Source organism: Flavobacterium sp. 3HN19-14 (genome assembly GCF_051373205.1).
GTDB lineage: Bacteria > Bacteroidota > Bacteroidia > Flavobacteriales > Flavobacteriaceae > Flavobacterium.
The window spans coordinates 3,069,311-3,092,252 of sequence record NZ_JBPPZT010000001.1 but is presented as its reverse complement, the minus strand read 5'-3'; the positions used below and the strand labels follow the sequence as shown (position 1 = coordinate 3,092,252).

At 38.0% G+C, this 22,942-nt stretch carries 22 protein-coding genes and 1 pseudogene; 2 read left to right on the top strand and 21 right to left on the bottom strand.

All coding sequences use genetic code 11. The features are described from left to right. Window positions 1–435 precede the first annotated feature (435 nt). From ACSLFW_RS16645 to ACSLFW_RS16560, 18 genes and pseudogenes are all read right to left on the bottom strand, one after another. A pseudogene (locus tag ACSLFW_RS16645) lies at window positions 436–1,536 on the bottom strand (PAS domain-containing protein); the annotation flags it as partial. Window positions 1,537–1,892: 356 nt separating this feature from the next. Continuing rightward, on the bottom strand, window positions 1,893–3,293 hold the full coding sequence (locus ACSLFW_RS16640; protein ID WP_436556689.1) for an alpha-amylase family glycosyl hydrolase: 1,401 nt from the start codon (window positions 3,291–3,293) through the stop codon (window positions 1,893–1,895). Between the two features lie 130 nt (window positions 3,294–3,423). Next, complete coding sequence (locus tag ACSLFW_RS16635; RefSeq protein WP_436556688.1) at window positions 3,424–3,798, bottom strand: hypothetical protein; 375 nt, start codon at window positions 3,796–3,798, stop codon at window positions 3,424–3,426. Window positions 3,799–3,890: 92 nt separating this feature from the next. Then, window positions 3,891–4,397: a GNAT family N-acetyltransferase gene (locus tag ACSLFW_RS16630; protein ID WP_436556687.1), complete on the bottom strand. Its 507-nt coding sequence runs from the start codon at window positions 4,395–4,397 to the stop codon at window positions 3,891–3,893. Window positions 4,398–4,460: 63 nt separating this feature from the next. Continuing rightward, window positions 4,461–5,045 carry a T9SS type A sorting domain-containing protein gene (locus ACSLFW_RS16625; RefSeq protein WP_436556686.1) on the bottom strand — a complete coding sequence of 195 codons (585 nt, stop codon included), beginning with the start codon at window positions 5,043–5,045 and terminating at the stop codon, window positions 4,461–4,463. Window positions 5,046–5,414: 369 nt separating this feature from the next. After that, window positions 5,415–7,709 carry a YCF48-related protein gene (locus ACSLFW_RS16620; protein ID WP_436556685.1) on the bottom strand — a complete coding sequence of 765 codons (2,295 nt, stop codon included), beginning with the start codon at window positions 7,707–7,709 and terminating at the stop codon, window positions 5,415–5,417. A 130-nt stretch (window positions 7,710–7,839) separates the two neighbouring features. Beyond that, complete coding sequence (locus ACSLFW_RS16615; protein WP_436556684.1) at window positions 7,840–8,394, bottom strand: dihydrofolate reductase family protein; 555 nt, start codon at window positions 8,392–8,394, stop codon at window positions 7,840–7,842. Between the two features lie 59 nt (window positions 8,395–8,453). Continuing rightward, window positions 8,454–8,885, bottom strand: a complete 432-nt coding sequence (locus ACSLFW_RS16610) for a hypothetical protein (RefSeq protein WP_436556683.1) — start codon at window positions 8,883–8,885, stop codon at window positions 8,454–8,456. A gap of 97 nt (window positions 8,886–8,982) precedes the next feature. Continuing rightward, window positions 8,983–9,282, bottom strand: coding sequence for a hypothetical protein (locus ACSLFW_RS16605; RefSeq protein ID WP_436556682.1), 300 nt, complete (start codon window positions 9,280–9,282; stop codon window positions 8,983–8,985). Between the two features lie 153 nt (window positions 9,283–9,435). Continuing rightward, window positions 9,436–10,521 (bottom strand): hypothetical protein, encoded by a 1,086-nt coding sequence (locus tag ACSLFW_RS16600; RefSeq protein ID WP_436556681.1) that lies wholly within the window; start codon window positions 10,519–10,521, stop codon window positions 9,436–9,438. Window positions 10,522–10,644: 123 nt separating this feature from the next. Next, window positions 10,645–11,094: an HAD family hydrolase gene (locus ACSLFW_RS16595; RefSeq protein WP_436556680.1), complete on the bottom strand. Its 450-nt coding sequence runs from the start codon at window positions 11,092–11,094 to the stop codon at window positions 10,645–10,647. A 229-nt stretch (window positions 11,095–11,323) separates the two neighbouring features. Beyond that, window positions 11,324–12,058: a T9SS type A sorting domain-containing protein gene (locus ACSLFW_RS16590; RefSeq protein WP_436556679.1), complete on the bottom strand. Its 735-nt coding sequence runs from the start codon at window positions 12,056–12,058 to the stop codon at window positions 11,324–11,326. Window positions 12,059–12,368: 310 nt separating this feature from the next. Then, window positions 12,369–12,728 carry a hypothetical protein gene (locus tag ACSLFW_RS16585; RefSeq protein WP_436556678.1) on the bottom strand — a complete coding sequence of 120 codons (360 nt, stop codon included), beginning with the start codon at window positions 12,726–12,728 and terminating at the stop codon, window positions 12,369–12,371. A gap of 205 nt (window positions 12,729–12,933) precedes the next feature. After that, window positions 12,934–14,205 (bottom strand): hypothetical protein, encoded by a 1,272-nt coding sequence (locus tag ACSLFW_RS16580; protein WP_436556677.1) that lies wholly within the window; start codon window positions 14,203–14,205, stop codon window positions 12,934–12,936. A 138-nt stretch (window positions 14,206–14,343) separates the two neighbouring features. Beyond that, the gene (locus tag ACSLFW_RS16575; protein ID WP_436556676.1) at window positions 14,344–14,649 is read right to left on the bottom strand and encodes a hypothetical protein; all 306 of its coding nucleotides are present in this window, start codon (window positions 14,647–14,649) and stop codon (window positions 14,344–14,346) included. Continuing rightward, window positions 14,630–16,171, bottom strand: a complete 1,542-nt coding sequence (locus ACSLFW_RS16570; protein WP_436556675.1) for a histidinol-phosphatase — start codon at window positions 16,169–16,171, stop codon at window positions 14,630–14,632. The genes ACSLFW_RS16575 and ACSLFW_RS16570 overlap by 20 nt, the downstream gene beginning before the upstream one ends. A gap of 4 nt (window positions 16,172–16,175) precedes the next feature. Then, window positions 16,176–16,649: a hypothetical protein gene (locus ACSLFW_RS16565; protein ID WP_436556674.1), complete on the bottom strand. Its 474-nt coding sequence runs from the start codon at window positions 16,647–16,649 to the stop codon at window positions 16,176–16,178. 247 nt (window positions 16,650–16,896) lie between these two features. After that, window positions 16,897–17,655: a hypothetical protein gene (locus ACSLFW_RS16560; RefSeq protein ID WP_436556673.1), complete on the bottom strand. Its 759-nt coding sequence runs from the start codon at window positions 17,653–17,655 to the stop codon at window positions 16,897–16,899. A 407-nt stretch (window positions 17,656–18,062) separates the two neighbouring features. Here ACSLFW_RS16560 and ACSLFW_RS16555 point away from each other — a divergent pair, with 407 nt between their 5' ends. Further along, complete coding sequence (locus ACSLFW_RS16555) at window positions 18,063–18,251, top strand: hypothetical protein (protein ID WP_436556672.1); 189 nt, start codon at window positions 18,063–18,065, stop codon at window positions 18,249–18,251. 259 nt (window positions 18,252–18,510) lie between these two features. Here the strand turns inward: ACSLFW_RS16555 and ACSLFW_RS16550 are convergent, their stop codons facing one another. From ACSLFW_RS16550 to ACSLFW_RS16540, 3 genes are all read right to left on the bottom strand, one after another. Continuing rightward, a complete protein-coding gene (locus ACSLFW_RS16550) occupies window positions 18,511–19,047 on the bottom strand; it encodes a pyridoxamine 5'-phosphate oxidase family protein (RefSeq protein WP_436556671.1) in 537 nt (178 codons plus the stop codon). Window positions 19,048–19,251: 204 nt separating this feature from the next. Further along, window positions 19,252–21,153, bottom strand: coding sequence for an SPFH domain-containing protein (locus ACSLFW_RS16545; protein ID WP_436556670.1), 1,902 nt, complete (start codon window positions 21,151–21,153; stop codon window positions 19,252–19,254). A gap of 260 nt (window positions 21,154–21,413) precedes the next feature. Beyond that, window positions 21,414–21,818: a winged helix-turn-helix transcriptional regulator gene (locus tag ACSLFW_RS16540; protein WP_436556669.1), complete on the bottom strand. Its 405-nt coding sequence runs from the start codon at window positions 21,816–21,818 to the stop codon at window positions 21,414–21,416. Between the two features lie 134 nt (window positions 21,819–21,952). Here ACSLFW_RS16540 and ACSLFW_RS16535 point away from each other — a divergent pair, with 134 nt between their 5' ends. Next, entirely contained in the window at window positions 21,953–22,816 is an 864-nt protein-coding gene (locus tag ACSLFW_RS16535; RefSeq protein ID WP_436556668.1) for an SDR family oxidoreductase, read from the top strand. The last annotated feature ends 126 nt before the right edge of the window (window positions 22,817–22,942 follow it).

The window sequence follows — 22,942 nt, the reverse complement described above, 5'->3', positions numbered from 1 at the left end:
GAGACTCCGGAAGCGGAATTCACTTTCCTCCATTTTTAACTGTGCAACTTTCTTTTCGGTTACCTCGACTGCGTTGGCTAAAATACCATAGACTTTTCCGTCATCAAAAAGCGGGATGTACCACAAATCGAAATAAGAAGTAATGGATTCGCCATCAACTTCAAAATGTACTGGTGCGTCTTTAGCAGAATACGGGATTCCTGTATCGTAGATGTTTTCCAGAATTCCCAGTATTTCCTGGCCTTCAAGTGCCGGCATAATATCCCTCAAAGGCAATCCGAGGATTGATTTGTCTTTGCCCCAGCTTTTCAATACCGTATCATTCGCCAATATGACCTTCATGTCTCTTCCTGAAAGGAATGTAATTCTGATAGGGGATTCTTCGATTAAAAGATGCAGCAGTTGTTCGCGCTCTTCTCTTTGCCTGCGAAGCAATACCTGTTCCGTTACATCCTGCATAGTGCCATTGAATCGATAGGCTACTTTATCGTCATTGAACCAGGCTTTTCCTTTGGCCTTTACAATACGTTCCGACTTATTTTCGGGATGGATGATAGCGTATTCGATATCGTAAACTCCGCCCGATTCATACAACATCGCCTGATGTATGGCTTTTGATACATTTTCGCGGTCTTTTTCTGCGATGATATTTACAGCTGCCGAAAGCTCAATCTCATCATATTGATTTAATCCGAACCATTCTTTGAGCCTGTCATTTCCATAGAAGACATTTGTTGTCGGATCTAAATCCCACGTCCCGAGTTCGGCGGCATCAATGGCAAAACGCAGCATGCTTTCGCTGTCTTCGGTTATTCTTCGGGCTTTGACCATTGCGGTGACATCGTGAAGAATTGCAATTACGCCGGTAATACGCCCATCGGTTTCTTTGTAAGGCTGGTAAACGCCATCGACAAATCCATGGATCGTTTCTCCTTTTACAGTAACAATATAAGGCGCCTCGGTAAGGTATATCGATTCGCCGGTTGCCATTACTTTTTCAAGCATTGGCCTGTAGACGGCTTCGGTTTCCGGAATAATTTCAAACAATGGCCTGTCCATCATTTCATCAACGGTCGAATTGATCAGGCGGCCGTATATTTCATTGACAACGCTCACACGCATTTCTTCCCCGCTAAGGATAACGATACCTACATTGGCTTCGCGAACCAGGTTCTTGAATCGTTGCTCAGAACCCTGAAGCTGGCGCATCGACTCAACGGTTTGCGTGGTTTCGGTACAAGTGACGAAAACGCCTGCGGGTTTCCCGGATTCATCGTAAACCGGACTATAACTGAAAGTCCAGTAAACATCTTCGAGTTGCCCGTTGCGGTAAATAGGCAGGTATTGGTTTTCGCTCCACGTTGCCTCACCGCCGGAAAGTACCTGGTCGATGAGTGGCTTTATCGCATCCCAGATTTCAGGCCAGACTTCTTTGCCTTTGTGCCCGACTGCCGGATGCTTTCCATTATTGCCAAGGCTTGGCCGATAAGCGTCGTTGTAAAAACACAATTGCTGGTCGCCCCAAAAAAGAAACATCGGAAATTTAGAATTGAGGATGATACTGAGTGTGGTGCGAAGGCTTTGCGGCCACGTTTCAACCGGGCCAATTGATGTTTTTGACCAGTTGAAATTGCGTATGATTTCGCCCATTTCTCCGCCGCCGGACAAAAATTGTGAATTATTGAGAGGAGAAGCCCCGGAGTTTGGTTTCATAGGTTGTTACTAACAAACAAGAAAGTTAGTAATTTTTCGGAGTATGCGAAAAGGTTAGGGGATAATTAACATTAACAATTGCTATTTATCCTTAAAATCAAAAACCATTAGCGCATTAAGTTCTTTTAATGCGTTAATGGTTTTCACTTACAATTAAATTTTCAGGTAATCGATTAATATTACTTTTGTTTTACCAAAACAAGATATTTCCACGGCGCAAGCGTTACGACATCGTCACCTTTGAGCGTGTAATCGGCGTCGGAAAAAAGTTCTTTATAATTGCCTTTCTGGTATTTTGTATCGAGTTTTACAGTCACTTCCTTATCGCTGTAATTGACAATCGGAATCACCTCATCGCCATCTTTTTCCCTTGAGAAAGAAATCACCTGTTTCATTTTGTCGTTGTAAATCCGAATCATCACGCCGCCTTCGCTGCCATTCCACAAGGCGTGGTTTTTGTGTTTGAGCTCAAAAAGTTTTGTAAATAAAGGTGTATATGGAAATTTCGACCAGTCAATCTGGTCTTTATCGAAGAATTTCAGGGAGCGCGCCAATCCGGCTTCCTGCCCGCCGTAAACGAGCGGCATTCCGTTGATCGTACCGCACAGAACCATTGAAGCTTCCAGTCCGGCGCCAAAATTGAAATCCATATTATTATTCCAGGAATTCATGTCGTGGTTGTCTGTAAACAGCATCCGGTAACCGTCACGCGGAAAAGTGCTGACATCATGCGCCATATATTCAACCAAACCATCGATTGATTTTTTGTCCCTGGTTACTGCCGTCATTTTGTCGAATAACGTCCATGAATACGTCATGTCGAATGCAAGCTTATGCAAATCGCGGGCTTCCCATTCAGCCAGCATGAAAACCGGTTTTACGGCATCCATTTCTGCACGGGCATTGTCCCAGAAATCAGTCGGGATAAAACCTGCGGTATCACAACGATAACCGTCGATGTTGAAATCTTTTACCCAATACACCAAAGCGCTGGTCATGTATTTTCTGAGTTCAGGCTTGTCGTAATCAAAATCAATTACGTCATCCCAATCATACCAGGGTGTTGGCTGGAAATGCCCTTCGGGAGTTTTGGAATACCAATCAGGATGCTCTTTTGCCAACGGATTATCCCATGCTGAATGGTTCGCCACCCAGTCAATAATGACATGCATGCCCATTTCATGGATTTTGTCAACCAAATGCTTGAAATCGTCTTTATTTCCAAATTCCGGATTGACGCCAAAATAATCTTTCACAGAATATTCGCTGCCTAAAGTACCTTTGCGTTTTTCGACACCAATCGGATGAATTGGCATGAGCCAGATGATATCGATTCCCATCGCTTTAATGCGCGGAAGATGTGCCTCGAAAGCTTTGAATGTACCTTCCGGAGTGAATTGGCGCACATTCACTTCATAAATCGTGGCATTTTTGCTCCAATCAGGATGTTTGAGCTCGACGAAATTTTTCGGAGTATAGCGTGAATCGCCTTCGCTTTCTTTCTTTTTATCAGATTTAGAGCAACTGAAAACGGTAAGCAGCAGTAAGAGTGATGCGGTTTTTAGGGTAAATATTTTCATAAGATGGTGTTTGTCCTATAAAAATAACGATTTTGCATTTACACCGCTTTTTTTCAAAAGCTTTTTTCGCAGATTACGATAAACGCTCTTTTTTTAACGATTATTGGGCAGGTTTGAGGTGCACTTCTGCCTAACCGAAATCCATTTCAGATTTTGGTGGCGAGATGATCATTTCTGTATCTGTTAAAGTAGAAATATTTGAATAAGCCTTTCCATTGCGGTAAATCACAACCATTTTGGCGGCAGCATCGTAAACCCATTTATCGTTGGCGTTGCCTTCAGGTGCATTCTTGACTTCATAGGTATTGTCAGTTTTGAACACCATACGAAAGCCTTCCGCACCGACGGGCATACTGATTTTTTTGCCTTTCGACATGGCATAATCAATCGTCCAGGATTTGCAAAGTGTAGTTTTTACCTGTGCTTCTGTACCGGTAACATTTTGAGCCTTTAGTGTATTATTACAAACAAATACGAAAAAAAGGGCAACTAATATTTTCTTCATTTTAAATAATTTAATGGTCTGAATTAACTTATTAACTGAGACATACAAAAACCGACCCAATTTTTCTGATCGGAAATCTATACGGGTAAATTTCAATCTATCGTAGTCAACCTGAATAAAACCAAATCCGGATTTTCTTCAACAACTTCCGGTAATTCCGTAAAACCAAATTTCTGCAAAAGCCCTGTTGAAGCTAAATTTTCTTTATGAGAAATTGCGTCTATTATTTTCAGTCCAAGCTTTTCATGTGCATATTCAATTACTTTCCTCACAGCTTCAATCATAAACCCATTGCCTTGATATTCAGGTAAAAGCTCATATCCAATTTCACATTTTTCCATATCGCTTAGAAATTCAAATAAGCAAATCGTACCGATAAGTGTTTCGTTTTCAGTTTTTGTGATTGCCCAATAAAACAAATCATCGCTTTCATTTTCAGTGATATTCCTGATGAAGTCAGTAGCATCTTCTAAAGTTTTGCTTGGTTTCCTGTTGAGAAATTTATTGACTTCCGGGCTCGAACGCAATTGCAATATTGCTTCTGCATCGTTTTTTGAAAGTTTTCGAAGTGTTAACCTTTCAGTTGTTAATTTATTCATTTTTCAAATACATCTGATTAAAATAAGCTGATTGAATGAACCAAAGCAATTAAAAATTGTATTCTATTTTAGTATTAACTTCGATGACACTACGCCGGTATTTTCTAATTTTACTTTTATAAAGTATATCCCTTTACTAAAATTTGATACGTCAACTTTAACATCAGTATCGTTAAAGGAAGTCTTATTATAAATGCGTTGGCCTAATGCGTTGTAAAATTCAATACCGTTTATCTTCTCTGAATTATTAGATTTAAAATTTACAAAATCAGTTGCCGGATTTGGAAATACTGACAGCGCTGTCTCTGAATTAATACCTGCGAGACCCAAAGCAAATGTTGTATATTGATAAGTTGGTGAATAAATTGTAGTTCCGTTATATGTGGCAACCAATCTGTAGTAATAAGTTTGATTTGGTAATGTGTTATTGACAGCAGCAGTTATCAAATTGGTGTTATAACCATAGACAAAATTCGGCGTTCCTGATACCGACGAACCAAAGCTTTCTGTCAATCCGTATTCGAAATGAATATTAGTTAAATAACGACCGTAAGCGTTTATCAAACCCTTAAGTTGCAGCGTATTTGACTGGGATTCCTGTGGTGTTTCGTTAACCATTATAATATTTCCGGAAAAATTGAATACCATTTCCTGGACGATAAATGGTTACGCCGTTATGTATCCCTTTTAATCTGTAATAGTAATTCAAATCGGGATTTAAGTTAGTCAGTGTTGCATTAACATAATTAGAATTGTAGGCGTCAACTTGCGAAGGGTCGGTTGTAATTGTGTTTTCAAAACCGTTTGCGCCGTATTCAAATGAGACATCGGTAATGTTTTGGCCATATGAAGTTAAATAGGCCGATAAAATAACATTTGAGTCAATTATATTCGGACTATAAACATTAATGTTGTATTCCGGATAGGTTGTAAATGACTGAATGTTTCCGAAAATATCCGCTCCCTGATGCGTTGCCTTAATCCTGTAGAAATAATTTGTTTGAGGCGATAAGTTACTTAAAGACGCAATTGCATTTTCTGTTGAGTTTCCTGATACTGATGATGGTGTGCCATCGATTGTATTCTCAGAGCATCAGGACTTTGTCCGTATTGAAACATCACGTTCGTAATATCATAGCCGTTAGAGACAATCGTCCCTGAAATTGTAGCAGTAGTTGCACCAAAATTATATACATAATCTGTGGTAATAGTATAGTCTGGAAGCGTAGTAAAACTCATTATTTGACTGTAAACAATATTTGAGTTTTGGGTTCCTCTCAACCTGTAATAATAAGTAGCATTTGTTTCCAGATTTGCCAAATCAACAGAAATGCTTGCAGCATCATTTGGATTCACTGTAGCGGGTGCTGCAGCAACAAAATCACTAAAGGAATAATACAAACCATATTCGAATCGGATATCTGAGACAGGGCCACCGTTGGAGGCAGCATTTCCGGTTAAGCTTGCCGTCGAATTTGTAATATTTTCAGCACCGTCAGCATTTAAAATTATAGCTTGGTAATCAACATCACTGCGGTATATCTTACCAAACGTTCCCGCAGTATAAATTTTGCCATTGACAAGTACTATCGAGTTTATCTTATACTGTGAGGTTACTAATTGCCAGTTCAAACCTCCATTTTCTGTTTTATAAAGTAATCCGTCGTCATCTGCTATAAAGCCGATATTTTTTGTTTGAAATTTAATTTCCCTATACGTTTCATATGGGATTTCTAATTTCACCCAATTTGCTCCTCCGTCGTTTGTTTTATACATCAAGCCCTGATCCCCTACGAAATAGCCATTATTTTCATCAACGAAATCAAAGCCATTAATGCCATGATTGGCTTCAAAACTCATATTCCAGGTGGTACCGCCATCGGTAGTCTTATACATTCTGCCAGTTTCATACCCTATCCGGTTAGCATACCCGACCTGATCATTAATAAATTGTATTTGGCCAAATGTCTGATTAAATACCTGTGTCCAGGTTGCACCGCCATTGGTGGTTTTCATCACTTTTCGCGTATTGTAGCCACCAGAAATAAATCCGGTGGTGGCATTCAGAAAACAAATAGATGTGATTCCTTCGTCAATGATGCTAAAGCCGTTATTCAAGGCAGACCATGTCACGCCTCCGTTAGTTGTCTTAAATACAGAGCCTCCGGAATATCCGGTGGTTGTGTAACCAATATTTTCATCTACGAAGGTAAATCCGTTGGTCGAAGTCGATGAATCTAAATTCACAGAACCAACGAAATTCCAGGTGTTCCCGGCATCGGAAGTTTTGTAGAAATTATTCCTTGATTGTGCGTAGGCAATATTCTCATCTACAAATTGTAATTGTCCGATGTCATTATAATTCTGGGATTGTGCTGTCCAGGTTACGCCTCCATCTGTAGTTTTAAGGATTCTGCCGCGCTGACCAGTAACGTAGCCAGTATTGTTATCCTGAAAATAAATGCCATACATCGAAGAATCTCCGTAATAGCTATCCAGAAAAAATATATGTGTCCACGTAGTTCCACCATTGGTTGTTTTGTAGGTAGCACCATATTCACCAGTAGCGAAACCATTATTTTCATCTAAAAAATGGAAGTCGTATATCGCTTCTTCGTTGTATGGCATTTCCATCCATGTTTCGCCGCCATCGGTTGTTTTAAATAGGTCGTCATGCTGTCTGCTTGCAAAACCTACAGATTGATTGACAAATTGTACCGTAAAAAAATCTGTAGGGAAACTATTTGAAGTGAGCGTATTATACCAGCTTTGCCCACCATCAATTGTTTTTTGAATAAGTCCGTTGTTACACACTGCATGTCCTGTTAAGGCACTTGTAAAAAATGTTTTATTAACGCTGCCATTCGGAATATTTAAATTTACCCAGGTGCTGCCTCCATCATCGGTTCTTAAGATGCTGTTTGAGGTAGAAAGTATAACCGTATTGTCATCAATGATATTAACTGTATTAAATGTATAACTGAAATCGGTAGTTATCTGGCTCCATGATGCACCGCCGTCAGTAGTTTTTAACACATATCCATAATTGCCGACAATGTAGCCTGTATTATTGTAAAAACTCATATCATTTCCACTGTTAATACTCTGCTTTTTTAACCAGGTAGCGCCTGCATCAAGCGTTTCTAATAATTCGCCGCCTGTGATGATGTAGCCAATTTCATTGGTAACGAAATCAATGTCTTTTCCGGTGCTGGCAGTTGGTTTTGGATTTAATAAATCCCAGTTGGTTTGTGCATGAGTTGTGTTTATAAAGGCTATAAAAAATGACAGGACAAGTAGTGTTTTTTTCATTTTCTGAGATTAATTAAACTTAATTCTTTCAACATGTCTGTCGAAGTTGTTCAGGATTTTGTGAGCGCAAACGAAGTTATATAAAATAACTGCATAATTTACAGATTGTTCGTGAATTTCGCCCAGCATGTTAGTTGGATCCTGTCGGCTCGTAATAAAGAACAATCGCCCCCGAATCAAATATTTTTGTATTAGATAGCCTGAAAATTTTCCTGCCGTTTATTTTATCAAATAACTGCAGCCCTTTTCCTTCCAGCATCGGGTGAATGCAAATCTGGAATTCATCAACCAAATTAAGGTTGATAAGCTGGATAATCAAACTTCGGCTGCCCACTAAAATGGCTGCACCCGATTCTCGTTTAAGTGCTGAAACTTCATCTTCAAGTGCCTTTGTCGCAAGTTTCGCGCTGTCCCATTCAGTATCTTTTAGGGTTTGTGAAAAAACGACTTTTGGTATTTTATTAATGGCCAAAGCAAAGTCATCCATTGATTTTTTACCGGACGGTTTTTCTAACAACGTTTGCCAGAATTGCATCAATTGATAAGTCGTCCTTCCATACAAAATAACGCCTGAATCGGCTAACAACTTTGTATAATGTCGATGTAAATCTTCATCGGGAATACCTGCAGTATGATCACAGATTCCGTCAAGGGTCATGTTTATTGCGGCGATTACTTTTCTCATTTTTGATGGCGGATTAAATTAAGTATTAAGCCTGAAAGTTAGCGTTCTGACTTCTTTTCTTACGCTTTAAAAATAAATTTAAAGCGCCAAGAAAACAAACCAGGGCAGCTCGCAAGCCAGAGCCAATAACCAGTATTTCGTTCTACGATGTCTCCTTTGTTGCCGCCTTCGTCCAGGTATATCTGGCTGAAAAGTAAAAAACTGAATGAAAACATTACGGACAAAGCGCTCACAATTAAAGCTGCCTTGATTTTGTTTTCAAATAAAAACACCCACGATACCCATAACGCCGGATTGGCGCACCACGAAATCCCCGTGCCGAAAATGTCGAGCCATCCGAGCAGTAAGGCCATAAATCCGAACGCTTTATTATCGGGAGGCGCACTGCTATCGGTATAAACATACTGCGTCAAAGAAACTGTGAACAAAATCATGCTGACAATAAATATCGATATCCGTTCTCTTTTATCTGTTCTTAATGCTATAATCATTTAAATTGAATTTTTTAGTTGGCGACCTGTAACGAAACTATGGAAAATTCGCGAACAAATCGATAAGGCAGCCGGTATTTAATTACATGTCTGTCTTTTAGTTCAGGCTTTCTTCCAAAGCGTTATCAATGTCAGATTTAAGTCTGCGGTTGTTGAAATATTTCTTTATTTGAAAAATGATCTCCCAAAACAATATAGGCAGGATGGCATTATAAACAATCGCGGTCATAATGCCGTAAGGATCTCGCGCGTCAGAATATAAATTATGATCGATAAGTGTAAGCGCAATAAATAAACTCAGGCATGAAATTAAAATTGAACACGGAATACTCCACAAAACTTTAAGCTTGAGAAACATCGACGCATAAACCAAATTAAGTACAATTTGATAAACCATAACTGAAATAATTATGTCGCCAAAAATTGGCTTCCTATACAAAGCTAAAAAGGTGATGCAGCAATTCAGTATAATTAAAATGAAATAGATTGAAATTCTTTTAGCGGCATTCATATCAATGTTCATTTTTATAGTTTCGTTCCTAATTCTTTTTTAATGCCTGCTATCACAATTGATGTAAACATAACTATCTCGTAAATTCACGAACATAATACCCGGGCACCCAAACGACAACCAATCAAATCCAAATAACACTTCAGGTTTGTCTTTGAAAAGTTTTCCTGTCCATTGTTCTTTTAGGCCTGAATAATTGCTGTCATTTATTCCAAAATTCAACGGTGCCGGACTCATACTTTCGTTATCGCTGAACATCGCCTCATTAACCACATGGCCCGTTTGCTTGTCAATTATCATTAAATGCCTGTCCAGAACCTCGAAAGGATTATTTGATTCGGTATAATCCCGGATAAAAATCTGGTGCGTTTTCGTTTCGTATAAATAAGCTTGCCCGTTTGTGGCATCTATATGTCTGTCTTGAAGCTGCACTGCTGTCAAAGTACTTTTTTTTAACGGAAATTTTTCTTCCTTGACTTTCTGCCAGACAATAGCTTTCATCTGCCCGCGAACAAAAGGATTCGCCTTACCGATAAAAACCAAAACATCATTAAAATCTTTGTCCAATCCGTATAAATTGTTTTTCGCAATTTCAAATCCAATCATATAATAGTCTTGGCTGCAAGTACAATCGTTTACATCCGAATAATCATTTAAGTAAGCGATAGCATTCAGTTTCCCAACCACAAAAGAGCGCATCACATCTTTGGCGTAATCATAAATAAACACACTGTCTGTTTCCGAAATTTTTGTTTTTGACAACAATCGCTTTCTGTATTTTGCATCCAATTTAAAATACTGAAGATTGTTCTTGCCTGTATTTTCAAAACCCGGAATAGCCAAAGAATTCGAATGTTCGCTCAACGGATAAATGTCAGACAACGATATAAAACCAACTTTTTTATGGGCACTTTCTTCTAAATCGCGTATTTGGAATATGTCAAGGACGTTGGTATATTGCGGTTGGTTATTGATATCAGCATTGTTGGGATTTTGTGTGTCTGAATTATTTCCGGCTTTGTTTTCCGGCTTTGCGATATTAGTTTTTGGTGAAGGTGACTTAGGATTGTTACACGACAGAATGGTGAAAATTGATAGTAGTAAAAACACTGGTAGTTGTTTCATTATTGATACTTTAATATTTTACTAAAACCTTCACATTCATTCTCAATAATCTGACGTAAACGAAGTTATAAAAAACAGTCGAACAATTTCGCAACTTATGCCGCATTTTCGCCAAGCCGCTCGTCAGCCAGGATTTATAATTTCACTTTTAATTATTTCAATCCAATTTTTTTCTGATGGATCAACGATAATTGCTCTGAAATTGTGTTTTTCCGCTTCCATTCCAACACCTTTTGAATCGTCTATATGGATATCAAAGTTAAAAGCAGCGGGATACTTAGATGAAGTAATTTTTAACGACCTTAGCGTTCTTTGATTTTCAGTTTGGTTGATTATGCGATTAACTTTGATTCCGTAATAAAACAGTGTAAATCTAATTTTATTTTTTGTTCTGAATGATGTTGTGTAAATATGAATCTCGTGACCTTCCTTTTGTAAATCGGTAATTAATTCCCGCGTTCCTTTTCTTATTTGTTCAATACCAAAAAGTTTTGCAATTCTGCCTATATTTTCGACTTCAAATTCTTTTCCATTTGGAATCAATGTACTATCAAGGTCAAAACTAATATTCATGAATCAATATATTTATGTGCTTTGTAGCAGATGTTTGCTAACGGCGTCGGGCTTTGCGACCGTGCGGCAATTTCTAAGTCGGGTACTTTAGGTGACTGAAAACGAAGTTATGAAAAAATAGAAGAACAATTTTAAAATAAATACCGCAATGAAATAAATACCGCAATGAAATGAAACCGCTTGTTAACGATAAATTTTTTAATTGATAGTTCGGTCAACATTTACTGGGCTAGTATTTTATAAATTTGCTGGAATAATTATTAATCTTATAGAGATATGTGCCTGGATTTAGACTTGAAACATCAATAGAAATTTCATTATTATTATTTAACTGTAGTTGTATTACTTTTTTACCACTCATGTCAAATATCTCAAGTTCTCCTTTCTCGCCATTCGCAAGTGGATTGGTAATGAAAATTTTATCCGATGTTGGATTTGGAAATGCAATCCATTTATTTACTAATAAATCTTGTTGATTTATTGATAATGTGCCTGGCAGGCTATAAACATCAAGTATCGGCGCGCCATAACCTTTGACTATAAGTTTATAATTACCAGAATTATTTTTAATTATTTTTACAAAATCCCTATTGTTGAATTCTTGCAATGTTACTCCGCTATCGTTAACCAGGATAATTTTATCATTCATTGTCGTCAACAAAAATTCGAAATTGTTATCACTATTGAATAATTTATCGGTCACTATTGCTCTTACAATTATATCTCCTGAAAGACTTGGTACTGTAAAATTATTTGTTACTATGTGAGATTCATTGTAGATTGTAAACGTTTGATTAATAAAATTGTAGGTGAAATAATTAATTCCATTTTCTGCATTAAATGTATAAAATTCGTCTTCAGAACTTATTTGACCCGGATTTTCGTAAGAGTGTTCTAATACAGCTTGTCCTAAGCATAAATTCATAATTGCAATTAATGGTAAACAAAAAATAATTTTTTTCATGATGTTTCTGTACTCCCAGCTTAACGCTTTAGAGATTTGTTTTAGTTAATTCAGCCTTTAAATATTCATTGTTTCCAAGAATTTTCTGAAAATTTCGCTAGTGGAATCATGTAATTGTACCTATTGGCCTAGGTTTTTCCATTAAAATTTTATTTTTAATGCTATACAGATTTATGTGTTTGCTTCATTTTGCGGCAACCTCGAAGCCGGTCACTTTCAGCAATCTTTAACGAATTATAAAAAATAGACGAACAATTTGCAACTAATTGCCGCTTTGGTTTTGAGCTGTTCGTTACCTGCTGGCATAATTTTAATAATCTTTTAGGAATTTAGGTTCACAGCCATTAGGGTATAAATCCAAGAAAACACCTAAACCATAACCATATTCTCCTTGCTGATTTGTAAAATCTTCTAGTTTATCCATGTCTATTTTTCTATCTTCAATATTCCACCAACCTTTTATTTCAATAATAAGAATATTTGATTGATTTGAGTTTCGCGTATGAATTATTAAATCTGGTCGAGTGCCATTAGGTCTTCTTGGTGTTCGTTTAGGCTCATTACCATTTTTGTTATACTCCATATCAAAATCATAATCACGCAGCCAATCAATTTGTTGGCTTTGACCTAATAAGTATATTCCAAAGCGAAAGGAAGCGGCTTGTTCCATACCTCCGCGCTGAATAATTTCAAGATCGTTATGATAGAGATTGTCTAAACTTATGTTGACAATCTTTTTAACTCATCGATTTGTTTTTTCTCTAATATCACGAGTTTCGTTTTTAATGCCTATAGGTAACGCCCAGGACTTTGCAAGTTGCGACAATTTCAAGGACGATTTCTTTCAATAAATACAAATACTCTATTGTAAGTAATTAATTGGTTTTTGGAATTTTTTCAATTAATTTATCTATTCTATCTTCTATCTTAGAATACGATTTTTCAAGTACAGATAAAGCTGGATTATTATAATCTTTTTCAGTTAAAGGTGATTTAAATAGCGTTTCTAAAGATTTTGTAATAAAATCTTGAGACTTATCAGTTTCATAACTTTTAATTAACTCATTAAAAGCGAATAAAGATGTTGCAGTAGAACTTTTAAATCTATAATCCTCTACTATTTTATTTTTGAGATTGTATTGGAAAATGAAAAAGATGTCAAGTAAAAGAATTGGCAGAATAATTAAAAAACGTTCCAGTAGCAACTCTGTTGTTAATAATTTATCAAAAAGCTTATAATATGAAATAAATATGATTACAATTGTTGATACAATAATTCCAGCAAGCCAAAACCATAATTGCCATTCAATTTCTTTTCTTTTATTTTCGTAGATGTGCGCTAATTTACTAGCATTTGCGCCTTGCAAAAGAGTATTAATTTCACTTTGGATGGTTTTGTTCTTAGTTTCAATTTCCGAAGATTCTTTACAAAATTTATCTATAGCTTTAGTATAATTCTCTTGATTGACTTTAATATTCTCATCTGTTTTACTTGTAGAATTTTCAATTAATTTTTTGACCTTTTGTTCGGAATCTGTTACTATTTTAGTATAATTTTCCACATTACTAAAAAAACCTTTTATGCTGAAACGAAGATCCTCTATTTCCAATTTTGCAGTCTGATAATAAGTATTAAATTCTTCAATTTTAATTTGATTATGTGTTAACTTATCATGAGTATTTTTAATTGAATTATAATAAGAATTGATTTCAATTGTTTGATTTTCAATTTCTTTTAATGTTTCTTGAATTTGCGTGTAGCGCTTTTCAATTTTTCGATTATTACTTGCTTGATCTTTTAAAGAAGCGTTATTTTGATATAATTTATTCTCTAAACCGGAAGATTCAATTATTGTAATAAAGTCATCGATCAATTCAAGTATTTTTTCTCTCTTTATTTTATCTCTAAATCTATTTTCCTCAAATAATTGATTTAGGTTTAAAAAAATTAATTCAATTCTATTTTGTCTATATAATGTTATTTCGGAAAGTTGGTTTTTGATATTAAGGTCAATCAAAAAGAGAACTTTTTCTTCAAAAGCTATTATACTATCTTTTAAAATATTATCTAATTCATTCTCTGACCTTAACACTCTTTTTAAAACATCTTTCTCAAAGCTGGCCGCTAAATCAATAAATCTATCCATAGTGTTTTTTAATTATCGCTAACGCTCGGCAATTTGGGAGCCGAGTACTTTCGGCGACCAAACGAAGTTAATAATAAACTAATTCTATTTTGCACAAAATCAGGTAATTTCGTAAAACTGCTCGTTAGCGGCTGGCTTTTATTCTTCTTGCACTTTATATTTTTCAATCGCGGTTTTATACATTGCTTCTACACTGTCTTGAAACCTCGTTTTATTGCCAAGGAAATCTTTAAACTTTTCATATATATTTTTATAAATTATATTGTGTGCAGGATTTTGAAGAAATTCATCCTTGTGCTCATCCATTTCAAATTCTTCGGTTGATGCGAATTTTAATAAGGTTAGCAATTGGTCTTTGTTAATTTGGTCAAGCTCTAACCATTCCTCTTTAGTTGTATCTGTACGATAATAACCTTTATTATTTTCAATCTTTAAGTATTTCATATGTAAGTGTTTTACGTTCTGTATATGCCTCAACACCTGCTTCTAAACAATTTAGAATTACATCATAATTTTTGACTTTACTACCGTCTGAACAAGTTAATTCTTTATCAGAAGGATAACCTGTAAATACGCGATAAACAATTATTTTGTCTTCGATGTTTTTTTGTGTGATAGCAACATAATTTGGTTTTATTGATGCTCCTACTGTACTGTTGTGAGTTACTACAACCACAGGCATCAGTTCTGAAATGTTTTTGATTAATGTGTTTATTTCCTTTTTTAAGAAAAGATTGTCGAATGAAGATTCAGGTTCATCAATTAGAAGTATGTCATATTTCGTAGCGTCTTTAATTTCATGAATTAGATTAAATTCGGAACGTTCTCCTCCTGAAACCTTGAAGCCATCTTTGTTTAGTGTTTCAGATTCAATTTTGATAAAAAATTTATATAGGCCTGCTTCTTCAACGCCCGTTTCTTTAAGTTTTAAAAGATACCCGTAAGGATTGCTATAAATACCAAAAGCGGGACTGTATGTTTTTTTATCGTGCGCTATTTTTTGTAAATCAGAAGCTCCTGTAATTATTTGTGTTGACGTCACGATTGAGAATTTACCCAATTCTTCACGATTAATTTGCCTCTCCGTTTTTAATTCATTCACGACTTCCTCAAATTTTTTGATTTTTATTTCGTCAAGAGCGATTTTATAATAATCTATTTCTTCGATAACTGAATTTGTGGTTTTTATTCCAAGCTCTCTTTTAATGTCTTTTATAATTGAATTGAGCCAAATTTTTTCTTCGTTTTCTTTTTTTGAAGAAATAGCTTTTTCAATTAATTCGAGTAGTAATTTTTTGAGATTGTCAATAGAAATGTATTTAACTATGATGTCTTGATATTCATTGTTTTCAATCAAAGTTGTAACTGATTCTATTACCTTATCAAGATTTTTAAGATCACTTATCGAAAAAATGTCTTCGCTAAATAAAGTACATTTTGAAAACAAGTCTTTCTTTTCATTTTCTGTCGCGAATTTTTTCAATGAATCTAAATAATTTCCAACGTTAAGATGATTTTGTTTTATATCAATTTGAATAACATCTTCGATTACCGATTTTAATTCATTTAAATAATTATTATGAATAATACTTAAACGAGAATCGTTTGTTCTGTTAAATGTTTCTTCATCATTTTGAAGTAGTGAAAACTGTCTTATGTATTTTGCATTTCCTGATGATGACGCAATTTTATTAAGTGTTACGGTCTTTCCAGAAGAACGTTCTCCTAATATTATATTTAACCCTGTTGACAATTCCAATCCATCATCAGTTGCTTGGAAAAAGTCGTTCCCACCATCTTTGGTTAATGAAATCTTACTCTTGTCAGCTAAACAAGATTTTATCCCCGCCAACGATATATCTTTTAAATCAACAAATGTATGTCGAGTAGGGAAATCTTTTAGTTCAGTTTTGAAACGCATATCACTAAACAACACTGGCGTAAGCCCCTGCGGTTCTTTGAACATTCTTTTAAATTTTGATACACTCGCAACTTCTCCGGAACGTTATATGCGGATTTAAAGCCGTAATTGTCGATTGTTTGATTTCTGGACTTTTGTCATAATGTGGAATTAGAACATATTTACTTAAGTCTGTAAAAATATAGTTAAATTGAGTAAGTGTAATGCTATCATCTTTTGTTTTAATTAATGCGGAGACTTGTTTACATTTTTCATCAAAATTTGAAACTTCAAATTCGTCTGTGTCTGTGATTAGTAATAAGTGACCGCCTTCCAAGTCAATCTCAATACCAGGAAAAACCGGAATTGTCAATGAGTTTCTAATTTGATTATACTGATTCATATCAAACACATTATGATTTGTTATAGCTAGTGCGTCAATTTGTAATTTATCAACGTATTCTTTAACTTTTGAAAGGTCAAAGTCAAAATGATAATCACTAATTGTAGAAACAGTATGCGTGTGAAGGTCTATTTTTTTCATTGAAAATCTATTTATTACTTGAATTCTCCTATTCCACGGTGAACTTGCCACCAACTCATAAATACATGCACATTTCTGCAAACTAAAACATTTGCGTCGCAAATAATCATTTGCAAGTAATTATAAATTTCAAGCCCCGCAACATACCAATTTCCCTTTAAACCCCACCAAGTATAAATACCTGATTTCAAAAATTTTATCAACAAAAAAATTCCCCGCTTTCACGAGGAGTTTCAAAATCAAAAACCTAAGCCGTCGTACTCACCCAAACCGTCCCGAGCACATTAAACTTCCCGTCGTTCAGCAAATACTGATCGCCGTTAATTTCCTGATAAAACTCAACCAGCAGCAGGTGCATCTTAACACCAGTGCCCGCAGGCAAAGCCGTTGGCGTCAGCGATACCGAAGTCTCGCTCATGTCAATCGGCAGGTTTGTTACAGGGCTCATGACGAGCGTCGCGGCATCCTGCTCAAAGTCAATCCGCAGGATACCCGAGCGAAAGCTCACATGCGTCGCATGGGCAGGGTAGTGCATCATGTCGGCAGGCACGAGGTTTGGAATCGTAATCTTGCCCGTCGCTTCCGTCAACGCCGTCGGTGCGAACAATACTGCTGACAGCGTCGAGCGCTCGTTAAAATCAAATCCCGAAAGTAGCGCAAGCCCTTCCGCAGTCGTCAGTCCGCCATGTACCTGTCGCTTGCCGCGCGGCATACTTGGGTCGCAGTTCTTTACCTTGGTGAGCAGTTTCATCAGGCGGTTGCTGAGCTTCGGGTCATAAGCCTTCTGGATCAGTTGCGCACCGCCCGTGCGAACGAGCTTCCCTGCACTTGCCACATGCCCGAATTCAGAAACGTTTTCCCTCGTGCGCTTAAACGCAGGGTCATTCATAATCCTGCTCTTCGAAACACCGCCTTTCTTACGGATCATAAAAGTGCCACTCCTTTTCAAAAACGTCACATTGTCTAAACTTCCCTCAATCGGGAAAATACCGGATTGTTTTGCCATAATCTTAAAATTTTACGGGTTAATAGTGAGACAAACCTACAAACCACCAACCGTCACGCCAAATACGCACTGCCGGATTCTGTCATTTGTGCCGAATTTGCAGTTTTTTGCACGGTTTTACCGTTTTAGTCAATTTTTAATTCGCAATAAGTCATAAAATAATAAATAAAATTTGCTTCGTATATTAAAATTTGATAATATTGTCTGAAGTTCTGCAAAATAATAACGATTAATGCAATTATAGTTTAATTACGCATAGTAGGCGGGGGTTATACAGTTGTTTTACGGTGTTCAATACGTTATCAAATACTATTACTCCGTCATTACTCCGTCATTACCCCGTCATTACCCCGTGTATTCAATTTTGCAGCAACCCATAAATCCAACCCATAAGACACTACAAGCCTATGAAGCCACTATGCGTAGTACCCGAAGACGTCCAAAGAATTACCGGAAAAGGCGAACGATACAGCCGCGAAGTCATCCGTAAAATCAAGCTGCTCAACAACAAAGCATCCCACCAACTGGTGACCATACACGAACTCAGCACCTATCTCGGCCTCGAGGAAAAAGACGTCGAAAGCAGACTTTGCTGAGCACCAAACGGCAATGCGCGGGAAAAACCACGCACACTTCCTAAAGCTGCAATGCTGGACAAATTTCATTTCATAAGGAATGATAGGGCAGGGCAGGACAATTCCCGACTTGCACAAATTCTGGACACGCTCGATATAGCTACAGGGTATATTACGTTGAAGTCCATCAGCCCATAAAACAAAAAATCACCAAGCCACAACCTGCAGCTTGATGAATTTTATACTTGATATTCTGGTCACTGACCAAAGCCTGTAAGCCTTATGGCTTGACGTTGCCTTCTATTGAATCGTCATAGGTCTGCCCGGTAATAGCACCATACGCGCGCTTGGCCATCGCCACGATCATATTGTTTTTCAAATCCCAGTAGTAACCTTCAGACGGCGCAAACTTAATGACCGATATCCTCGGGTCATGCTTGCCCTCCGTAAACCAGGTTTTGAGCGTATCGTCCCAAAGCTCGTCAATCTTAGCGGCATCGGCACTAATTGTAGCATTGCCGTAAAGTGATAGGAAATCACTGTAAGAAGAACCCTGAAAGAAAAGCTGCACTGCCGGGTCTGCTGCAATCTCGCGGTTCTTGTGGCTGTCGTTGGCACTCAGGTACCAGAAATTGCCTTCATCGTCAATCTGCTGGTGTGACATCGGCCTTGAATTAATGGGCATTCCGGTTTTAATTCCTGTGCAAAAGAAGCCCGACGATGCTGCCGTGGCCAATTCCTTAATCTTCTCGCGAGCTTCATTGCCTGAAAGATCCTTAAAGTTGTCTTCCGGCTGGTTTTTGTTGATTGAGTCCATTTTAGGTGTATTTTTATATTTACCTAAAGTTACGCAATGATCGGTTCACGGCGTTACAGATTATCATTCTGTTAGGAATCGTTTAAGCCCGTACCGCTCCCGAAATGTATCCCTCCCGGCAAATGTTTAATCCGGGAGGCAATACAATATTCTCTTCTAAGAAACTCAGGTACTAAGTAGCGAAGTGTCTAAGGCACTAAGGCACTACTTTTTCTCCCCGTTCTGCTCAACCTTCGCATCCATCATCTCCATCAACTTCATCCCCAACAACCCACTAATAGCTCCATCGCTTCCGGCATTCCCGGTAATCAAAACATCCGGGATCACCTTAATCTTACCTTTCCCAATCTCCTCAGTGATTTTATACTTGGTAAAATTATCACCACCCATTGCCGAAACCTGCAATTCATAAGCCTCCGCAGTCGATTTACCAATCGCCATGATCTTTTCAGCTTCTGCCAGACCGGTTTTAGAAATCCGTTCCGCTTCAGCACTCGCAGTAAGTTTAGTTGCCTCAGCCTGCGCACCCGCTCTTGCCTTGGTAGCTTCCGCCTCAGCATTCGCACGCATTTTCGTAGCTTCCGCCTCAGCGTTTACATTCAGTTTCAAACTGGTTGCATCACCTTCGGCTTTCTTAACCGTTGCATCTGCGGTTCTTTGTGCAATCTCAACACTTTGTGAGGCGCGTACAATTTCCTTCTGCATATCAGCAATTGCGGTTTCTTTTTCCATTCCCTGACGTTGTTCCTGCGCCATTTTCTGGGTTTGGTAAGTCTTTTGTTCCTCCTCGGCAAGTTTCCTGTCAGTTAAGGTTTTCATCAACGAATCAGGCGGAACAATGTCACCAATCAGCGTATCAACTGCATTCACATTATACTCATCCAAAACCACCTTGATATGATTCTTAGCAGATTCCTGACGTTCTTTCCTAGTACTCAGGAAAGAAATCACATCGCTTTCCTGAGCCGAGTTCCTGAAATAGTTACCAATCGTTGGCTCCAAAACCTGTGAAACCAGATTGGTCATGCTTCCGAAACGCGCAATCACTTTAGGTGCCTCATTGGCCGGAACGTGGATGATCTGCGAAACGTCAAGGTTGAACGGGAAACCATCTTTTGAACGCACTGTAATCGTAGACAAATTATGGTCAAGGTTGTGCGCCTCACTTCTGGCATCAGCCCAATTCAAAACCAGGTTCGTTGTCGGAACAGGCTCTAATTTGGTAGTGTATTTGTTCAGGGCGTATTTACCGGTGCCCAGGGGCTTCATCCATACACCGCGTTGTCCTTTTGAAACGATGTTCCCGTGTTTGAAATGCTCTCCGGTAACATCCATTCCATCTTCACCGATGTAAGAAATCACAACGCCTACGTAACCAATCGGCACATCAGTCATTGGGTTCTGCTCGATCTGGATGGCCCATGTATTGATATAGTAAGAACCTGCCAGCATCACTTGCGGCTGCAAACCACGATTTCCGCCATTATTCAGGAAATGGTCAACATCCTGGAAATTATTATGCCCTTCGACATTCTTACCCGCGATCTGTCCTTGCGGAATCGGATCGCCGTCGAGTGCGGTTACGATACCAATCATGTTTTCAAAAATCTTGATTTGATCGGCAATCACGATTTCAAAAAGGAACGTGTTGATACGATAAGAACCGGTCGTAATAAATGCCGTCTGGCGTCCTTTCTGCCCGCCATTGTTCAGGAAAGCAGTGGCATCCTGAAAGTTATCCGATTGTACTTTTCGGGCGAGGATGCGACCCGTTGGGATTTCCTGTCCGTCCTTGCTCAGAATCAAACCGATTTTTCCTTCCGGAATGATAGTGAAAGCGCTCATGTCGACCGAATACTGCCAGATCCACATCATCCAGTACAATCCCGGCGCTAATGTTTTTGCCTGAAAACCGGCTTCACCTTTAGTGGCGATAATCCTGCCATCGGGCAACGATTTTTCTGCTCCGAAGAGCACGAATTTTTTGGTCACAAGACCGATTTTATCTTCCGGAACGATGACCATTCCGAAGAAGACGCGCAAAACAAATTTGTAAAAAAGAACACACAATAAGATGAGTAAAACCCACCAGTAATCAGTTACCATTGTTATCATTTTTTTATAGATTAGGCTGTAAAATTACTGCAAAATTTGAGGATGATAACAAGAATTTCAGATAATTAACGTTTGAAAAATCCTACTTAAATTTTGTGAAAAAATACCGATACTAAGGCCATAAATTGTCATTAGGTGACATTCATTTTAGTGAAGTAAACAATGATTTGGATTTTTGGCATTAACAGAAATTCAAACGTTATAGCTGATGTTGGCGGTCGTTTGGCGCATAAACTTAAAAACTGCTGCCATTATTTCTTCCTGTTCTCAGCAATCATAGCAGAGTTCTTGCAAGCCCATTCCAACATTACTACCAAATGCCTTAAAAATTCCTCGCCCATTGGCGTAATCGTATATTCAACTTTTGGTGGAATCTGAGGAAAGATTTCGCGATTGACCAATCCGAAAGATTCAAGCTCACGCAGCGTAACGGTAAGCATTTTTTGTGAAATACCGCCAATGCCATGCTTCAATTCATTAAAGCGCATTGTTTTACTTTTCCCGAGCGTTACCATTACGAAAACCGACCATTTATCGCCAACCGTACTCAAAACGTCCTTTACCGGACATAAAGTCACATTACTTTCCTTGATTTCGAAAAAATCTGAAATTTTTTTTTGGGTCTCTTGCTCTGTAAATGCTGTAATCGTTTCCATTTGGTGACTGTGTTTCCGGCAGGTGCCTTCTTGTGGGTTAAATTATTTCGCTGTTCCTTTGTGGTATACAAAAGTAACTAAAAAACTATTGTAAACTAATTTTTCTATTATTTTAACCATTAATGCTAATAAAAATGAGCAAAAAAGTAATCTTAATCACCGGTACCAACAGTGGATTCGGGTGGTTGCATGCACAAACATTGTCAAAAGCCGGGCATACCGTTTATGCCACGATGAGAAATACAAACGGAAAAAACAAAGACAAGGCAATTGAACTGGCACAATCGGACAATGTTCATGTGATAGAAGTTGATCTTTCAAGTGCCGATTCAGTAAATGCTGCAATCAGTGAAATCATCCGGAAAGAAAACCGCATCGACGTTTTAATCAACAACGCCGGCAATTTCCTTGGCGGGATAGCTGAAACTTTCACAGAGGATGATATTGATAAACTTTATGATGTGCATTTAAAAGCGACGTGGCGCACCATCAAAGCCGTACTTCCAAAAATGCGTGAACAGGGTGAAGGACTTATCGTTAACACGTCAAGCGTATTGGGACGTTTTTCAGCGCCGTTCATGACGTTCTATAACTCTGCTAAATTTGCTGTCGAAGGGCTCAGCGAAGGACTGCATTACGAAGTGCGCCCGCTCGGAATTGATGTTGCCATTGTGCAACCTGGCACTTTTCCGACTGATATTTTCGGAAGTGCACAATATGGTTCTGATGCTTCGGTAATCGATGGTTACGGAGATTTGGCAGCCATTCCTGAACAAATCGGAGCCGGTATCGGTACGTTTTTTGAAAATGCCAAACCTGACCCGCAACGCGTTGCCGATGCTGTTTTAAATTTGGTCGAATTGCCTAAAGGACAACGTCCGCTGCGCACGGTTGTTGATGCTATGACAGGCGAATTCGCCAATGAAGCCAACGCTAATGTTGGGGTTCAGTACAAAAACTTCGTATCGTCGTTTGGATTGCAGGAGTTGTTGAATTAATTATTGGGTTCAGGGTTCATGGCCTCAGCGAACATTTAAAAAGGGCATAAGATAAATTTTACCTTATGCCCTTAATTATTTGATTAGCATTTTAACGCAAAGTTTTTAACCCTAAACCCTGTACCC

Coding starts and splice junctions, on each gene's coding strand:
- ACSLFW_RS16535 (WP_436556668.1), top strand. CDS start 21,953: ATGAGCAAAAAAGTAATCTTAATCACCGGTACCAACAGTGGATTCGGG.
- ACSLFW_RS16595 (WP_436556680.1), bottom strand. CDS start 11,094: ATGAATATTAGTTTTGACCTTGATAGTACATTGATTCCAAATGGAAAA.
- ACSLFW_RS16590 (WP_436556679.1), bottom strand. CDS start 12,058: ATGAAAAAAATTATTTTTTGTTTACCATTAATTGCAATTATGAATTTA.
- ACSLFW_RS16550 (WP_436556671.1), bottom strand. CDS start 19,047: ATGGACTCAATCAACAAAAACCAGCCGGAAGACAACTTTAAGGATCTT.
- ACSLFW_RS16605 (WP_436556682.1), bottom strand. CDS start 9,282: ATGGTTTATCAAATTGTACTTAATTTGGTTTATGCGTCGATGTTTCTC.
- ACSLFW_RS16575 (WP_436556676.1), bottom strand. CDS start 14,649: ATGAAATACTTAAAGATTGAAAATAATAAAGGTTATTATCGTACAGAT.
- ACSLFW_RS16580 (WP_436556677.1), bottom strand. CDS start 14,205: ATGGATAGATTTATTGATTTAGCGGCCAGCTTTGAGAAAGATGTTTTA.
- ACSLFW_RS16555 (WP_436556672.1), top strand. CDS start 18,063: ATGAAGCCACTATGCGTAGTACCCGAAGACGTCCAAAGAATTACCGGA.
- ACSLFW_RS16560 (WP_436556673.1), bottom strand. CDS start 17,655: ATGGCAAAACAATCCGGTATTTTCCCGATTGAGGGAAGTTTAGACAAT.
- ACSLFW_RS16630 (WP_436556687.1), bottom strand. CDS start 4,397: ATGAATAAATTAACAACTGAAAGGTTAACACTTCGAAAACTTTCAAAA.
- ACSLFW_RS16585 (WP_436556678.1), bottom strand. CDS start 12,728: ATGGAACAAGCCGCTTCCTTTCGCTTTGGAATATACTTATTAGGTCAA.
- ACSLFW_RS16615 (WP_436556684.1), bottom strand. CDS start 8,394: ATGAGAAAAGTAATCGCCGCAATAAACATGACCCTTGACGGAATCTGT.
- ACSLFW_RS16600 (WP_436556681.1), bottom strand. CDS start 10,521: ATGAAACAACTACCAGTGTTTTTACTACTATCAATTTTCACCATTCTG.
- ACSLFW_RS16540 (WP_436556669.1), bottom strand. CDS start 21,818: ATGGAAACGATTACAGCATTTACAGAGCAAGAGACCCAAAAAAAAATT.
- ACSLFW_RS16625 (WP_436556686.1), bottom strand. CDS start 5,045: ATGGTATTCAATTTTTCCGGAAATATTATAATGGTTAACGAAACACCA.
- ACSLFW_RS16610 (WP_436556683.1), bottom strand. CDS start 8,885: ATGATTATAGCATTAAGAACAGATAAAAGAGAACGGATATCGATATTT.
- ACSLFW_RS16620 (WP_436556685.1), bottom strand. CDS start 7,709: ATGAAAAAAACACTACTTGTCCTGTCATTTTTTATAGCCTTTATAAAC.
- ACSLFW_RS16545 (WP_436556670.1), bottom strand. CDS start 21,153: ATGGTAACTGATTACTGGTGGGTTTTACTCATCTTATTGTGTGTTCTT.
- ACSLFW_RS16640 (WP_436556689.1), bottom strand. CDS start 3,293: ATGAAAATATTTACCCTAAAAACCGCATCACTCTTACTGCTGCTTACC.
- ACSLFW_RS16565 (WP_436556674.1), bottom strand. CDS start 16,649: ATGAAAAAAATAGACCTTCACACGCATACTGTTTCTACAATTAGTGAT.
- ACSLFW_RS16570 (WP_436556675.1), bottom strand. CDS start 16,171: ATGTTCAAAGAACCGCAGGGGCTTACGCCAGTGTTGTTTAGTGATATG.
- ACSLFW_RS16635 (WP_436556688.1), bottom strand. CDS start 3,798: ATGAAGAAAATATTAGTTGCCCTTTTTTTCGTATTTGTTTGTAATAAT.